Below are 16,414 nucleotides of genomic sequence, written 5' to 3'. Positions count from 1 at the left end.
CGTTCGAAATGACATTTTTTTTAGTCTTGCTGTCATTCCGAGGGAAGCGCAGCGACGAGGAATCTTCTGCGATATAACTTGCGAGTAGACAGAGAAAATCAAGAAGATTTCTCCTCATTATCGCTCGTTCGAGATGACAGGGGTTGTCACCAATGCAAATAACCATAGTTGTCATTCCGAGGGAAGCGCAGCGACGAGGAATCTTCTGCGATATAACTTGCGAGTAGAGAGGGAAATCAAGAGGATTTTTCCTCGCTATCGCTCGTTCGAAATGACAGGGGTTGTCACCAATGCAAATAAGCATCATTGTCATTCCGACTGCAACGCAGCGACGAGGAATCTTCTGCGATATAACTTGCGAGTAAAGAGGGAAATCAAGAAGATTTCTCCTCATTATCGCTCGTTCGAGATGACAGGGGTTGTCACCAATGCAAATAACCATAGTTGTCATTCCGAGGGAAGCGCAGCGACGAGGAATCTTCTGCGATATAACTTGCGAGTAGAGAGGGAAATCAAGAGGATTTTTCCTCGCTATCGCTCGTTCGAAATGACAGGGGTTGTCACCAATGCAAATAAGCATCATTGTCATTCCGACTGCAACGCAGCGACGAGGAATCTTCTGCGATATAACTTGCGAGTAAAGAGGGAAATCAAGAGGATTTCTCCTCATTATCGCTCGTTCGAGATGACAGGGGTTGTCACCAATGCAAGTAACCATCATTGTCATTCCGAGGGAAGCGCAGCGACGAGGACTCTTCTGCGATATAACTTGCGAGTAGACAGGGAAAATCAAGAGGATTTCTCCTCACTATCGCTTGTTCGAAATGACATTTTTTTTAGTCTCGCTGTCATTCCGAGGGAAGCGCAGCGACGAGGAATCTTCTGCGATATAACTTGCGAGTAGAGAGGGAAAATCAAGAGGATTTCTCCTCACTATCGCTTGTTCGAAATGACAGGGTTTGTCACCAATGCAAATAACCATCATTGTCATTCCGAGGGAAGCGCAGCGACGAGGAATCTTCTGCGATATAACTTGCGAGTAGACAGGGAAAATCAAGAGGATTTCTCCTCGCTCTCACTCGTTCGAAATGACATTTTTTTTAGTCTTGCTGTCATTCCGAGGGAAGCGCAGCGACGAGGAATCTTCTGCGATATAACTTGCGAGTAGACAGAGAAAATCAAGAAGATTTCTCCTCACTATCACTCGTTCGAAATGACAGGGGTTGGTGTTGCCGGTAATATCAGTATGCCCCAACCTTGCCCCTCTACTTTCTCACAATATCTTCTATCTGCCTTAGCTGCTCAGCGGAGAGTTGTTTCAGGTTTTCCTGGCTCAGGATGGTGTTGTTGATCTGGATATAATTGTTCTGCTCGTTTACCACGGTGTTAGCGGGTTGCTGATCAAAGCCGCCGTTCATTTGCAGGTACAGCCTTGCGGCCCGCATATCGCCGTTAACCGCCGCCCTGAAAACGGATGAAAGCACCTTCGGGGCCATAAATTTAAATTGCTCCATGTGGGCCAGGTGTTCGGGGTTGGTTTTGTACTCGTTAAAGTGCTTGGTAACGGTTGGGCGGCTCAGCCCGGTTTGTTGGGCAATGAGGTATTTAGCGGGCATAACGCCGTAATCGCGTATGTAGCTTGTGATGGCCGCGCTGATGTTTAAATGGTTTTCTTCCCATAGCTGTTTGCGGGTATCCGGAGGTACTACAGCAGCGATCTTAATTAGGAAGGCGTCGCGCTCCACTCCCTTTAGCTTGTTCAAAATTTTATTGACAGCCGAAGAAAGTTTGCGGCGTTCCGGGTTATCAAAACAGTCCAGATCGCTAACTGTAATAATGGAAAGCGCCAGGATGTTCTCGATCTTTTTTTTCACAGGGATGTGATTTGCTGTTACAGCAATTGATTGGGTTTGCATAAAAGATGGGATTAATTGATGGGAAATGTAAAGATACGAAAAAGCTTTGATATTTACTAATTTAATTAGTAAAAAGGCAAAAGCCGTGTAAACCCACCTTTTTTACAATCACTTGTAATACAGCATATTAACCCGCTTCAAACCTGAAACATGTAAACCTTTGTAAACCCATTTATCATTTTTGATGATGCCGGACAGGCATTAAATGGTCGCAATTTGCCTCGCCAAAATGGCAAAAGCAAGGGTGAGGCCGGGGGGATTAAAACGTAAAAAGCCGCCTTTACAGGCAGCTTTTTGTGAGTGGGAAACATTAGCTATTCCCTATTAAAACATCGCCGGGTATTTACCCGGATTGGCTTCGTTCATCATCTGGTAAACGGCTTCTATCACGTCATCTAATGATGGCTTGCTGAAGTAGTCGCCATCCGACCCATAAGGCGGCCTGTGCTCGGCGCCGCAAAGGGTTTTAGGCTGAGCATCTAACGAGTAATAGCCGTTTTGTGCTTCAATAACCTTTTGCAGGATATAGGCAGAACCACCGCCGGGCAGGTCTTCATCTATCACCAGCAGTTTGTTGGTTTTTTGCAACGAGCGGCCACAAACATTCTCCATATCGAATGGATAAAGGGTTTGCGGGTCGATCACTTCTATGTTTACACCTAATTTCTCCAGCTCTTCGGCAGCTTCCATTACGATGCGCAGGGTTGAGCCATAGCTCACGACGGTAATATCGTTACCTTCTTTTAGCACCTCGGCTTTGCCTAAAGGCACGGTAAATTCGCCCACGTTGGCAGGAAGTTTTTCCTTTAGGCGATAGCCGTTAAGGCACTCAATAACCAGTGCGGGTTCGTCGCCACGTAAAAGGGTATTGTACATACCTGCTGCCTGCGTCATATCCCGCGGAACGCAGATATGCATCCCCCGTAAGGAGTTCAATATAAAACCAAGCGGCGAACCTGAATGCCAGATACCCTCTAAACGGTGACCACGGGTACGGACGATGAGCGGTGCCTTTTGCCCGCCTCGCGTACGGTAGCTTAGGCTGGCCAGGTCGTCACTTAAAACGGTGATGGAGTACAACAGGTAATCCAGGTACTGGATCTCGGCAATCGGGCGGAAACCACGCATGGCTAAACCCATCCCCTGCCCTATAATAGTTGCTTCGCGAATGCCGGTATCGGTTATCCGTAAGTCGGTATATTTATTTTGTAAGCCTGCAAAGCCCTGGTTCACATCACCTATCGAACCTACATCCTCGCCAAAGGCTACAATGCTTTTGTCGCGCTCAAAGTTGGCATCGAAACAAGCGTTTAAAACCTCTCGGCCATCCATGCTTTTGGCGTCGTCGGCATATTCAGGCGCAATAACCGGTACATATAATGGTGATTGCGGCGTATCACTAAACAGTTTAGAGTTGAACCGTTCTTTATTCTTTACATTCTCCTCGGCCAGCCAGTTAACTAATGCAGCCCTGCTGTCGGTATTCTCACCAACGGTCAAGCGCAAAGCTTTGCGTACTTCGGCAATGGTATCACGCCGGCCGGGGTCAATACAAGAGTGCAGGGACGATATGATAGCCTGCAGGTCATCCGCATGGATAGATTGTTGTGCAAGGGCATCTAAAAGATCTACAGCTGTAGCCATTTCGGCCTTTATTTCGCTTTCCAGCTCGGCCCAGGCCGCTTTCTGGCATTCGCGCACATGCTTTTTGGCGTCGCTTTCCAGCTGGTCAATTTCCTCCGTGGTTGCAATTGCCGATTCAATCATCCATTTGCGCATCTGCACCAGGCAATCATGCTCATCTTCCCAGGTAAGCCTGTCTTTAGATTTATAACGCTCATGCGAGCCTGATGTGGAATGCCCCTGTGGTTGGGTCATCTCTACCACATGGATCATCACAGGAACGTGTTCTTCACGGCAAATTTTTATAGCACGTTCATACGTTTCGCAAAGGGCAACATAGTCCCATCCGCGCACTTTAAATATTTCGTAACCGTTGGTACCTTTATCCCGCTGGAAACCTTTCAGTACTTCAGAGATATCCTCTTTGGTAGTTTGTAGTTTTGCAGGTACAGAAATCGCGTAAGCATCATCCCATATCGATATCGCCATAGGCACTTGCAGCACACCGGCGGCGTTAAAGGCCTCAAAAAATAAACCTTCGGATGTCGAACCGTTCCCTATCGTACCAAAAGCAACCTCGTTACCATTAACAGAAAATGTCTTAAGATATTCCAATTCTTTATTCTGGCGGTATAGTTTGGATGCATAAGCCAATCCTAAAAGGCGCGGCATGTGCCCGCCTGTTGTGGAGATATCCGCAGCACAGTTCATGGTTTCGGCCTGGTTTACCCATGTGCCGTCGGCATTCACATAACGCGTAGCATAGTGGCAATTCATTTGCCTCCCTGCAGATGCCGGATCCTTATCAATATCGGGGTTAGCGTAAAGCTGTGCAAAAAACTCCTTCAAGTTGCTCATGCCTGTGGCAAACATAAAAGTTTGGTCGCGGTAGTAACCTGCGCGCCAGTCGCCCTTACGGAAAGCCTTAGCCATTGCCAATTGGGCAACTTCCTTACCATCGCCAAAAATACCAAACTTGGCTTTGCCGGTTAAAACCTCGCGCCTGCCCAATACACTGGCTTGCCGGCTTTCAAAACCAACACGATAATCACTGATCACAATTTCTTTGAAATCGTCAAAACTGAGTTCGGCAGCATTTATAGCGTCGCCATTGCGTAATACAGTTTCGGGCATACAAAATTTTGTTTAGGCGGTAAAATTATAAAATTCTATTTTGATTTTAGTATGGGTCACTATAAAACATATACTTATTACAATAGTTTTGATTATACATTAAACCTTTTATATTTGTAATAATCAAACAGGGAAACATGAAAAAATTAATATTAATCTGCACCGTTATTTTAGGCTTTGCCTTTAGTGCATCGGCCCAGGACGATCAAAAAGCTGAATTCAAATTCAACGAAGAAAAACACGATTTTGGTAAAATTGCACAGGGCACCCCTGTTACTACCATTTTTGAATTTACAAACGTTGGCACCGAACCGCTTATACTGACAGAAGTGCGCCCTACTTGTGGCTGTACAATTGCTGATTATACGAAAACACCTGTTCCAAAAAACGGTAAGGGTACTATCAAAATCACGTACAATGCTGCTGTAGTATCGGCTTTTAATAAAACCATTGTGGTGACATCAAACTCTAAAACCCCAACCAAATATTTAAATATTATAGGTGAAGTGGTTGCTAAACCTGCCGCTTCGAGCAGATAATAGCCTCACCAACGGTTAGAGCGTTATAAATTATTGCAAGCCATCACATTTTGTGGTGGCTTTTTTTGTACGTCGCCTCACCCTAAATCCCTCTCCAAATGGAGAGGGATTTTTAAACCTTTTTACTAATTTTGCCCCATGCCAAAAATTTCTCAAAAAGGGCAACGGATGCCTGCATCTCCTATCCGTAAACTTACTCCATTTGCCGATAAAGCTAAATTGGAGGGTAAAAAAGTTTACCATTTAAATATCGGCCAGCCGGATATTGAGACCCCGGAAGGCATGCTGAATGCCATCAAAAATATCGATTTTAAAGTTTGGGCCTATACACCCAGCGAGGGCACGTTAAGCTACCGCAAAAAACTGGTTGAATACTACAATAAACTTGGCTACAACATCACCCCCGAAAATATAATCGTAACCACAGGCGGATCTGAAGCGATAACGATTGCGATGATGAGCTGCCTGGATAAGGGTGATGAAGTGATCATCCCCGAGCCATTTTATGCTAACTACAATGGGTTTGCCAACCAAACCGATGTGGTGGTAAAACCTATCTTGTCGTACATCGATAATGGTTTCGCCCTGCCGCCCATCAGCGAGTTTGAAAAACTGATAACCGATAAAACTAAGGCCATCATTATTTGCAACCCTAACAACCCTACCGGCTATTTGTATTCGCAGGAGGAACTGGATGCCTTAAAGGAACTGGCCCTGAAATACGACCTGTACTTATTTAGCGACGAAGCTTACCGCGAGTTTTGTTATGATGGACGCACCTTTATATCGCCCATGCACCTGGATGGGTTAGACGAGCATGTAATTGTAATGGATACCGTGAGCAAGCGTTACAGCGCCTGCGGAGCGCGATTAGGTTGCCTGATCACCAAAAACAAAGCGGTGATTGCCGCGGGATTGAAGTTTGCGCAGGCGCGTTTATCGCCGGGAATGGTGGAGCAAATTGCCGGGGAGGCCGCTGTTGATACCCCCGACGAATATTTTATTGCGGTAAATAAGGAGTATACCCAACGCCGCGATACCTTAGTGAAGGCTTTGAACAATATTGACGGCGTTTATTGCCCTAACCCGGGCGGTGCTTTTTACGTAGTGGCTAAATTCCCTATTGACAATGCAGACAAATTTTGCCAGTGGATGCTGGAAAGCTTTAGCCACGACAATCAAACCGTGATGATGGCCCCTGCAACCGGTTTTTACAGTACACCGGGCGCGGGTGCTAACGAGGTACGCATGGCATATGTTTTGAACAACGACGACCTGAACAAGGCAATGGTTTGTTTAGCCGAAGGGTTAAAAGTGTATCCGGGTAGGGTTTAACTTTATCAAATAAATGTATAATTTAAGGCGCAGAGTTGATTTAATGCGCCTTAATTATTTTGCGAAAAAAAAACAGCATGAAGTTCAGCGAAGCCATTATTCAGGATAAAACACAAAATATTGCCTGGATAAGTAACCTGCGGCTGATAGCCATGTTTGCTGTGGTAGTTTTGCACACCGCATCGCCCTTGCTGATGAATTATAAGGGAGTTTCGCCGGGCGAATGGATGGTTGCGGATGTTTACAATGCGATAACCCGTTTTGCGGTACCCGTTTTTGTGATGATTACGGGCGCATTGCTACTTAACCGTGAATATGAGCTAAGCGATTTCTTAAAAAAGCGCGTTGGCCGGCTCCTAATCCCGTTCCTATTCTGGAGTTTGGTTTACATTGTTTATCAATGGTATGAAGAGATCATTTACTTTAACGGTGACGCCTGGGAGAATATTAAACTCGTTCTGCACCAGCTTAAAACGGGCACCTCCTATCACCTCTGGTATGTGTACCTGCTTTTCGGGTTGTATCTCATCATTCCCATACTAAGCAAGTTCGTGCGTAACGCTACTGAAAAGGAACTGCTTTATTTTTTGGCCGTATGGTTTATTACCGTGGTCATAGGCAAACCTTATTTGACACGCTTTGCTACCGCGATAGATTTAAGCTACTTTTCGGGTTATATCGGTTACCTGGTATTGGGGTACTACCTCGCCTATAAAGACTTCAAGTTACCATTTTTGGCATTCCCTGCGTTAATCCTATTCGCAGCAATGGTGGTACTGATTGCCTGCGGCACTTACTATTTGCAGGTAAAAGACTACGGACTAAGCACTTTTTTTTACGAACCTATTGGCCCGTTTGTGGTGATATTGGCCTCAGGAGCGTTCTTAGCGGCTAAGAATTTAACCGTCAAATTAAGCGAGAAAACTAACATTGTAATCCAAAACGCAAGCAAATGCACGCTTGGAATTTACTTTAGCCATGCCCTGATCCTGAATGTGTTAGAGATAAATGAGATCAGTTACAAAGTCTATAACCCGTGGCTCAGCATCCCTGCTGTGGCTTCGGGCTGTTTCCTGATATCGTGGTTGCTCATCTGGGGATTGAGTAAGATCCCGGTGGTTAAACATATTGTAGGTTAGCCTATTAGCTATTCCGGCATTGGCATCTTACAATCTGCACACAAAAGTTAAATAATATTGTTGTATTTTTGAAACCTGCAAACTGCCCACCGGCACATGCGAAACCAAAATGGGGTCGACCGGAATTGACAGGATGGAGATAAATATGTAAGCATGCAGCGCGTTGGGTGAATTAGCGCTTAAATCAGAACGCTCAAACTTACAAATGGCGAAAATAACTACGCCTTAGCTGCCTAATTTAGAATTAGCATAGCTTTTGTCCCGCCGGTTTTCCTTTCTGTTGGATCGGCAACCGGGGCATCGAAAAATGGAAATAGCCTGCTTAAAGGTGTGGTAAGCAAGCGAAATAAAGCACCTAAGGATTAAGGTACAGGTAAGCGGTTAACCTTCCATAGTCCCTACAATTAAATAACAGCTAAGCACGTAGAAAGCATATCTTATACCATGTTTGGACGAGGGTTCGAATCCCTCCGGCTCCACAAAAACACAAAAAGCTGCTCTATTAAAGGGCAGCTTTTTGTGTTTTCAAAAGAATGAATAATTAAGTCCACACTGGTCTGTTACAGAGAATCCACTTTCCATAAACCGCCGTACTTGCATTTTATCCTTTACGCGCTAATTCTAACCACTTCTTATTTTTTTATTTGTTTTTGTAACGCCTCGATTGCATTAGCCAAGTAAGCTACGGGCGCATTCCAGTTAATGGCGATCTCGTTAGTGGCGTACGAGCGGGCGTCGTCAATGAAGGCTTCGTCGGGAGATTTGGATGGTGTAGGTATACCGTCCTGCATTCCCGGGTTTGGCCCTCCGGATAGCAAACCTGGCACCGGGTCTGCTATCCCATCTGCTACCGATGGCCGATGATGCGGATGCATGATAGGCTTGCTGCCATACCCGCTAATATAGGCATAACCGGTGCCGTTTCTGCCCAGCAGGTAATCCAGGTTGCCCAACGCGCTATTAAGGTATTTTGCATCGTGCGATAACCTGTAGGCCTTTATCAATAATATACCCTGGTTAGCGGCAGTGCTGTTACTACCCCAATTAAAATTGGCCTTAGTTTTAGTCATTACAGTTTGGTAGGCATTTTTATCGGCCCCGGCAATTAACCCATCTGCATAGGTTAAAAAATCGTTTTTCAAGCCAGGCAGGTCAGTATCGATGTTAGGGAGGTTTAATAAGGTGTAATAACCCATCGTACTGACCGAACCCCAATTGGGCACGCGTATCGGTGTACCAGCCCTCGCTGATCTTATCCTACTTAAATATTCGGGGTTACCGGTGGTAGCGTAGAGTTCAGCCGCGGCCCAAAAAAACTCATCATCCAACCGCCTGTCGCCATAGTCGCCGGTTACCACTTTTGGCTTAAACTGATTGTTCATTGCGTTCTGATCGTAAATTACGGTAGGGTTCTTCGCAGCCCAGTTATAGGCATAAATCGAGGCTTTGATACAAGAATCTGCCATCCCGGGTAACTGCTTAGGGAACTTGCTGAAAATACGTGATGCCTGGGCCGTTACTGCTGCAAAATCGAGCGCGGCGGCGGTACCTTTTTGCACTACATACCGAGGTGCGGTTGCTATATCCGGCATTACCATACCATCAAAACTGGCATTGGTTAATTTATGGTAAACGCCACCGTCGGCAGGGTCTTGCATAGTGAGCATCCAACGCAGGTTCCATAGTACCTCGTCAAGCACATCGGGCAATTTGTTGTCACTTTCAGGTATGTTCAAATGAACGGTTTGCATATATGCGGGGAAATCTTCATAAAGGGATAATAAAGTTGCTGTGCTGACGCCGCTATTAACAATGTATTTATTATAATCGCCGGCATCGTACCAGCCACGGCTGCTTGATATCACTGTACCTTCCGGCCGCTGCGTTGAGGCGGCAGATGCATGTATCAGCACCTTATCATCAGGGTGGCCGGCTGCCCTGTGCCACTTTCCGGCGTACTTTTCTGCCAGGGGGAGGGATGCGCGCTGATAATAAAAAGCTCTGATAGTACCTGCGGCAACAGCTTTGTGAACCGCCGCGCCGATGGTAAACGGATAGGAATACCCGACAGCAGGGATATAAAGAAAGTATTTCCCAGGCTTGTTAAAAGCAGAGAAATCAGCAACGGACGTAGGTTTGCCTGCAAAGTTGGGCTCGTTAGCCGGTTTTAACTCGCCAGTGTAAACCGTTTGATTACCGGTTGTTTGCAAGAAAAATTTGCCTGAAGCGCCACTTGTACTAATGGCAACTTTGGGGGCGTCCGTGTAAAAACCAATTTGATTAATGCGGATAACTGCCGCGCCATCCGCTGGCACCTGCTGTGAATATAATAAAGATGAATAAACCGTAAAAATCATCGTAATGATGCCCATCATAGCAATTTTTATTTTTTTAGATGCCATAAGTATTTTTAATAATTATTAAACTTAAATTAAACCTCCCCCTATCCCGCTAATTAATACGTTGCCTGTAATATGTTTAAAATGCCTACTGCTTTGATCTGTTCGAGCCTACGGCTAACCTCTTCTTTAAAACCAGGCAACGATGTAAGATCTGTACCCCACAGGCTCAAATCGCTTAACAACGTGTCCACTACCCTGCCATCGGAAAAGGCCGTTTTCCAGGCTGCGGCAAATACATCTGCGCTATTGTCTGTCACCAAATAGTTTACACCATTGCTTTTCCCTTCAAACTTGCCGTTAACCTGCTCTACCTGCATGAAGGCTATAAAAGCTGCAAATCCGAAGGCCATCAATTGCGGCGCTTGCCTGAAAGAGTTTTCATAATTCGCTAACAATGGTATAACCCGGGTACGCATTTTAAGCGAATATTGCGCCGATATGCTCATCCACTGATGTTTGATATAGGGGTTACTAAACCGGTCAATCACATTGCGTGCAAAAAGTGCGGCTTCTTCTTTATCAACCGGATATGGAATAGACGGTTTGATCTCTTCCGTCATTATCCGGTTAATAAAATTGATAAACGATTTGTCCCTCATTGCCTCATCAACGGTTTTAAAGCCCGCTAAAATAGCAACGGCACAGCATAAAGTATGGGTACCATTAAGCAACCGTAGTTTTAATTCCCTAAATTTTTCGATATCTGGCGTTATGACCACCCCACTATCAACCCGGCAAAAACTTAGCGCGGCCTCTACATCGGGCCCGCCTTCTATAGCCCATAGGCTGTAGGGCTCGGCTACTATGCGCAGGTTGTCCTTGTACCCCGATCTTTGGTTTAGTATCGAATTTTCGGCAGCGACAGGTTTGCCGGGAACGATCCTGTCTACCAATGAATTACAAAAATGGTTGGCCGTCGTAAGCCAATTGGTGAAGGCATCTTCAAGCTGATTATAAGTTGCCAACTGCATTATGATCTGTTTCAATAACTTACCGTTATCTATAACCAACTCGGTAGGGATGATTACCAGGCCTGCCTCCATATCGCCATTAAAAGCCCGGTACCGCTCTAACAGAAAGGCCAACAGCTTACCCGGAAAAGATTCTGGAGGTGTTTGGCCAATCGATTCGGCTAAAAATTGCAACCCAACTTCGGTAGTGTTGGATAGTACGATTTTAAGCTCTTTATTATGGGCTACATTCAATATGTCCGCCCATTGGGTAGCGGCAGAAAGCACCCGGCTTATCGCCGAATTAATTACTTGTTCATCCACTTCCTTGCCCCCGGCAATACCTTTAACATGGAGCGTGTACAGGCAGTCCTGCTGGTCAAAATCAGCGGTATCACCTGTGGTTGTCGATTTAACCACTACTACACGACCATTAAACACGCCTTGCCTGTTTGCCTTATCAATATAATAATCGGGCAGGCCGCGCAGTAAAACGCCGGTACCGAATTGCAGCACCTTTTCCGGCAAGTCAAATAATTCTTTTGCCGGAACAATTAAGTTGCCGGTTGCGTTGGGAAGGTTGTTTTTAGAAAGCATTTACGATTATTCTTATTTCGCTTGTTGTAATAAATAGAATGTTTGAGTGCAATAATTTATCTGAAATCAAACCAAAGGCTGCCACTTACCGGCGTGTAGTTTAACTGCATATTCTTTTGGCTTTGCGGGCCCATTTTATCAGCTGATTGAAACTTGGTACCTATCGGGCTTATGGCGTCCAAAAAGCCTATGTTGCCTTTCGGAAACGCCGGGTTAGTATTCTCATTAGTAGCCCCTGCAGCCTTTAAAGGTTGATACATTTGTAAAAATGTACCCGGATGGGTAGTATATACCGTAAAAGGGGCTTCCTTATTTTGTACCGTAACCCAGTACATATCGGCATGGTAGCCTTTAAACTCGGGATATTGCCAGCTTTCGCCGGTTATGGTATTATTATAATCCTTTTGCCAAACACCAAATTGCTGCCCTTTAAGCCTGTTTTTCCAAACATGGTAAGGCCCGCGGCCCTCCCACTTCATACCAGTCACCTTTTCTTCAGGGTAGTCAAATGTTATTCCCATAAAGTCCAGTTCGCCGCGCATCGCGTAACTGTAATCCAATTTAGCAGGCTTGCCTGCGGTAATGGTCCATTTCACTTTAAATTGCTGCTGCTGGCCGCCATCATAAACAGGTTCTATGATAACATCGTTACCTGAGTTGTAATGGTTAAGTTTTTTGAATGAGTACTTAGCCCCTGCTAACACCGGCCCGTTCGATAAGGAAACAGTCGCTTTAATATTTGTTACCTTTTGCAAATTACCTGTACCCGTGCTAAAATAATAGGTTATAGCTCCGGCTTTAACCACCAGGCTCGAATCTGTTTCGGTTACATTTGCTTTTTCTGAAGAGGTAGCTACCGCAGATGATAGCTCATAACCCGGTTGTTTTATTGGCCAGCTCCAGGTAAATATTTCCTTCTGAAAAGTATCATAGGCGGTCAAATAAAGCACGTCGCTGTTTTTCCAATTGGCGGGCAGGCTAATTTGCAATGTGCCTTTTTCGTGGGGCGCTAAAGCCATTATACTTTTACCCGCAGCATTTATTTTAGGAGTAATAGTTTTGCTGCCCGGCTGTGCCAGTGAAACCAGCTTCCATTCGAACCGGCATTTGTTTAGATTGGTGTATATGTATCTGTTTTCGACAGTTAGGTTTCCGTCAAAATTCTGCGGCAGTGCTTTGAGGCTGATCTGAACGGGCGACCAGATTTCTTTGATCGTATAATAACTCCCCTCCTTTTCGCGGTGCGGGCCTACAATACCGTCGGGCGCGGCATTACCCTGGATATCTATTTGCCCGTTACGGTCTGTACGCGCCACGCCTTCATCATGGAATGACCACAAAAAGCCCCCGGCTGCATACGGGTGCTGAAGCATCAAATTCCAAAAATCATCTAAGCCGGCACCATGCCCCCCGTCTTGCAAGCCGTGCATAAATTCGGTCGGAAAGAATACCTCTTTCCCATATAGAACAGAATTTTGAATATAATTATAGTCAGGGTAATGTTTGGTATCTGTTCCGTTAAACCTTTCCCATGGATGTATCACGAGGCGGTTCTGCGGATCGTATTTGGCATAATCGTTGTCCAAAGCAAAGTTAAAACCGCCCTCGTTACCATTATCCCATATCACTACCGATGGGTGGTTAACGTCGCGTACCACTAACTCCTTGACCAATTTACGGCCCACAATAGTATCGTATTTGGCCTGCCAGCCGGTTAACTCATCCAGCACGAATAGCCCAAGGGAGTCGCAAGCATCTAAAAAGTCCTGATCGGGCGGGTAGTGTGACATCCGGACAGCATTCATGTTCATATCTTTTATTAACTTAATATCCGCAACGTTATTCTCTTTGGTGAGGGAGCGGCCAGACTCTGGCCATTCGCTATGATGGCAAACGCCTTTAAATATTACCTTTTTATTGTTTACGTAAAAACCATCGTGCGGCCTTAATTCCGCCGTACGGAAACCAAACCGCTGTTCAACCCGGTGTAATACGGCACCTTTACTGTCACTTATGGCTACCGCCAGGTTATAAAGCTTTGGCATTTCGGGATTCCAGTTGATTATCCCGGCAACTGTTTGGCTGGCGCGCGCTATTAACTGCCCCCGTACAACCGGTACATTAAACGGTTTGCCTACGGGCTTGCCGTTTAAATTTAAAACCTGTGCTTTGATAGTATTACCTGTCAGCACACCCGCCAGGTAAACATCAAGGTTCAGCGCGCCATCAGCTTTGGCGTCTATAGCTATCCGGTCTATATGTGTGTTGGGTACGGTTTCCAAATAAACCGGGCGGTAAATACCACCGAACAGCCAAAAATCAGCCTTGCGTTCGGCGTTATTGACCGATTCATTCGCCGATCGTTTTTTCACGTTTACTTCGAGCAGGTTTTCCTTACCAAAGTTAAGCAAGGTGGTAATATCGTATTTAAAGCGGTAAAAGCCCCCCTGGTGAACAGGCCCGGCAGATTTGCCGTTGATCTTCACATCAGCCTCGGTCATGGCGGCCTCAAAAACGATGTAGGTTGTTTTGCCTGAACTGCTTGCCGGTACGTTAAATTTATACCGGTAATCGCCCTCCTCTTCGGGATTTTTGGTGTCTTTATAATAATTGTAGGTACCAAAGCCTTGTAGCTCCCAGTTTGATGGAACGGGAATCTTACTCCATGCGCCGCTTTTAAAGCCTGTATTTACCTTAAAATCCCAGCTTACTGCGTGATCTTTATCCGGCCCTGACAGATATTGGTACTGCGTTCCATTAGCTGTTTTGTAGGGCAACCGTGTTCCCTGCGCTGCTGAATGCAAAGGGTTTGCCAGCATTGAAAGTGCAACAGGCACAAAAGCTATCAGTCGGATGGTTTTAAATATTGTCATTATTTATAAATAGTATATATGCTGAGCAAGTAAAGTTAAAAATACCGGGCAGGCTTTTGCAACCTGACACCGGCATCAATCAACTATATTAAGAACGAATTTGCATTAATTTACTGTCATTTAAACGCTTAATAATGATCAAATTTACCATTACCAACCCGGATTTTGTACTAATGCCGGCGCTTTTCTGATCTCGCTTGTGGGTATAGGTAGCAGGTAATTTTTTTCGTTGAACGTATGCAGGAACAAAGAGTTAACTATTTCGTAATTGTACCCCGAAGGATAAGTGGCCGATACAGCAACCTTGGTAGGTTTCATCAGTTTGTTATAACCATTAAATACCTTCATGGCTATCTTCCAGCGGCGGGCATCGTCCCAACGGGTGTTTTCATACATCAGCTCGATATGCCTTTCATTACGGATAAATTCTCTCATCTCGTCTTGCGACATGCCTGTTTTCATTCCGTAGTTATTATCGGCTCCCGGTACTATCCCCGCCCGTTCACGGATCTGCCTTAAAACGGGGTAAGCCTGGCTGGTTTGCCCAATTTCGTTAATCGCTTCAGCATAACATAACAGGATATCGGCGTAACGGATCAGCCCCCAACCCCTGTCGGTATTGCCGGGGCCATCAGCGCTCAGGTTTTCGTCAAGCATTTTTCTTGAAAAGTAACCCGACGGCCCTGCAGCAGATGTGCTTTGCGTAAACCCATCTGTAGGCGCGCCCACGTAGGTAAACACAGGTGATTTTGCACTTGCGGCTTTTAAAAAGTAAGGTGCACCGTTGTAAATGATAGAATAATTAAACCTCGGGTCGCGGTTAATGTAAGGGTTTTGAGGATTGTAGCCGGATGTCGGATCGGTAATGGCCTTCCCGGTACTTGTCGGGAAAGCATCTACGAGCGTTTGTGTAGGCGTACCGTTGCGTGAACCGTTACCACGGCTTACAGGCAGATAAAACTGTTCCCAATCCCTGTTAGGTACCCGGTTATAAAAGTAAATATATTCGCTGTTGATACGTTTTAAAAATAAAGCGTAAAAGCCATAACCGGGGGCGGTTGCATTATCAATATTCAACGCGTAAGCGCCTGAATTGATAATCGCCTGTGCAGCATCTGCTGCCGCCTTCCAGCGGGTTACATCAAACGTGGGGTAACCGGCTGCGGCAATACCTTCGGCAGTGCTTGGTTGCGGATATGTGTTGCCATTAAATAAAGGGCTGGCAGCAAATAGTAACAATTTTGCCTTTACCGCCATTGCGGCACCTTTAGTAACGCGGCCATAATCGTTCCCTGAGTAAGAAACGGGCAGGATAGCGCTCACCTCGTCAAGCTCTTTTACCACATAACTTACGCTTTCTGCAAAAGTACTGCGCGGGATACTTACCTCATCGGTAATGGTGAAAACCTGGTCTTTGACAATTGGCACGCCACCAAAATTGATGAGCAGGTTATAATAGTACCAGGCGCGTAAAAAGCGGGCCTCGGCGGCCACCCGCTTTTGGGTGGCCACATTAAGCGGCGTTGACGGCAGCTTAGATAGCAGCAGGTTTACCCTTCTTATATTATCGAACGGGGTTTGCCAAACCTCTGTAAAGAACGGAAACGAATCGGCGCTGTAACTTGATGTGTACAGGATGAGCGGCCTGCGCGCGGTGTTTAAAAGGTTAAACTCCGAGTCGTCTGTGGCTTGCTCCTGGCCGCCATTTTCCCAGCGGGTTTTAACATAGGCAAAGCCCTCATCTTCGTAAATCCGGGTTAAAAAACTCATAGTGCGCACGCTATCTGTGAAAACAGAATTTTCGTTTAGCGCATTGTTGGATTTATCATCCAAAAAACTGGCCTTTTTGCAGGAAACAAAAAGTATGAGTACGGCCAGGATGATGAAAATATTTTTCATGCTGATT

The 16,414-nt window shown here is 45.6% G+C and carries 9 protein-coding genes and 1 other RNA gene; 4 read left to right on the top strand and 6 right to left on the bottom strand.

The genetic code is table 11. The features are described 5' to 3' along the window. Positions 1-1,265 precede the first annotated feature (1,265 nt). Together IDJ76_RS19855 and IDJ76_RS19850 are read right to left on the bottom strand one after the other, a co-directional pair. Positions 1,266-1,874, bottom strand: coding sequence for a hypothetical protein (locus IDJ76_RS19855; protein WP_191165935.1), 609 nt, complete (start codon positions 1,872-1,874; stop codon positions 1,266-1,268). Between the two features lie 366 nt (positions 1,875-2,240). Next, a complete protein-coding gene (locus tag IDJ76_RS19850; RefSeq protein WP_191165933.1) occupies positions 2,241-4,673 on the bottom strand; it encodes an alpha-ketoacid dehydrogenase subunit alpha/beta in 2,433 nt (810 codons plus the stop codon). 137 nt (positions 4,674-4,810) lie between these two features. On the opposite strand from IDJ76_RS19850, the gene IDJ76_RS19845 reads away from it, so the two are divergent. From IDJ76_RS19845 to ssrA, 4 genes are all read left to right on the top strand, one after another. After that, on the top strand, positions 4,811-5,212 hold the full coding sequence (locus IDJ76_RS19845) for a DUF1573 domain-containing protein (protein ID WP_191165931.1): 402 nt from the start codon (positions 4,811-4,813) through the stop codon (positions 5,210-5,212). Positions 5,213-5,350: 138 nt separating this feature from the next. Continuing rightward, positions 5,351-6,547 carry a pyridoxal phosphate-dependent aminotransferase gene (locus IDJ76_RS19840; RefSeq protein WP_191165928.1) on the top strand — a complete coding sequence of 399 codons (1,197 nt, stop codon included), beginning with the start codon at positions 5,351-5,353 and terminating at the stop codon, positions 6,545-6,547. 77 nt (positions 6,548-6,624) lie between these two features. Next, entirely contained in the window at positions 6,625-7,686 is a 1,062-nt protein-coding gene (locus IDJ76_RS19835; protein WP_191165926.1) for an acyltransferase, read from the top strand. A 111-nt stretch (positions 7,687-7,797) separates the two neighbouring features. Next, positions 7,798-8,168, top strand: a transfer-messenger RNA (tmRNA) gene (ssrA, locus tag IDJ76_RS19830). Between the two features lie 150 nt (positions 8,169-8,318). On the opposite strand, the gene IDJ76_RS19825 is transcribed toward ssrA, so the two are convergent. The 4 genes from IDJ76_RS19825 to IDJ76_RS19810 form a co-directional block, all read right to left on the bottom strand. Further along, positions 8,319-10,088: a glycoside hydrolase family 9 protein gene (locus IDJ76_RS19825; RefSeq protein WP_191165924.1), complete on the bottom strand. Its 1,770-nt coding sequence runs from the start codon at positions 10,086-10,088 to the stop codon at positions 8,319-8,321. Between the two features lie 53 nt (positions 10,089-10,141). Beyond that, positions 10,142-11,635, bottom strand: a complete 1,494-nt coding sequence (locus IDJ76_RS19820) for a tagaturonate reductase (protein ID WP_191165922.1) — start codon at positions 11,633-11,635, stop codon at positions 10,142-10,144. Positions 11,636-11,691: 56 nt separating this feature from the next. Next, the gene (locus IDJ76_RS19815) at positions 11,692-14,508 is read right to left on the bottom strand and encodes a glycoside hydrolase family 2 protein (RefSeq protein WP_191165919.1); all 2,817 of its coding nucleotides are present in this window, start codon (positions 14,506-14,508) and stop codon (positions 11,692-11,694) included. Between the two features lie 150 nt (positions 14,509-14,658). After that, positions 14,659-16,407: a RagB/SusD family nutrient uptake outer membrane protein gene (locus IDJ76_RS19810; RefSeq protein ID WP_191165917.1), complete on the bottom strand. Its 1,749-nt coding sequence runs from the start codon at positions 16,405-16,407 to the stop codon at positions 14,659-14,661. Between the last annotated feature and the right edge of the window lie 7 nt (positions 16,408-16,414).

The organism is Mucilaginibacter glaciei (assembly GCF_014773245.1).
Classification (GTDB): Bacteria; Bacteroidota; Bacteroidia; order Sphingobacteriales; family Sphingobacteriaceae; genus Mucilaginibacter; species Mucilaginibacter glaciei.
The sequence above is the reverse complement of the archived record's forward strand: the minus strand, read 5'-3'. Positions and strand labels throughout refer to the sequence as shown.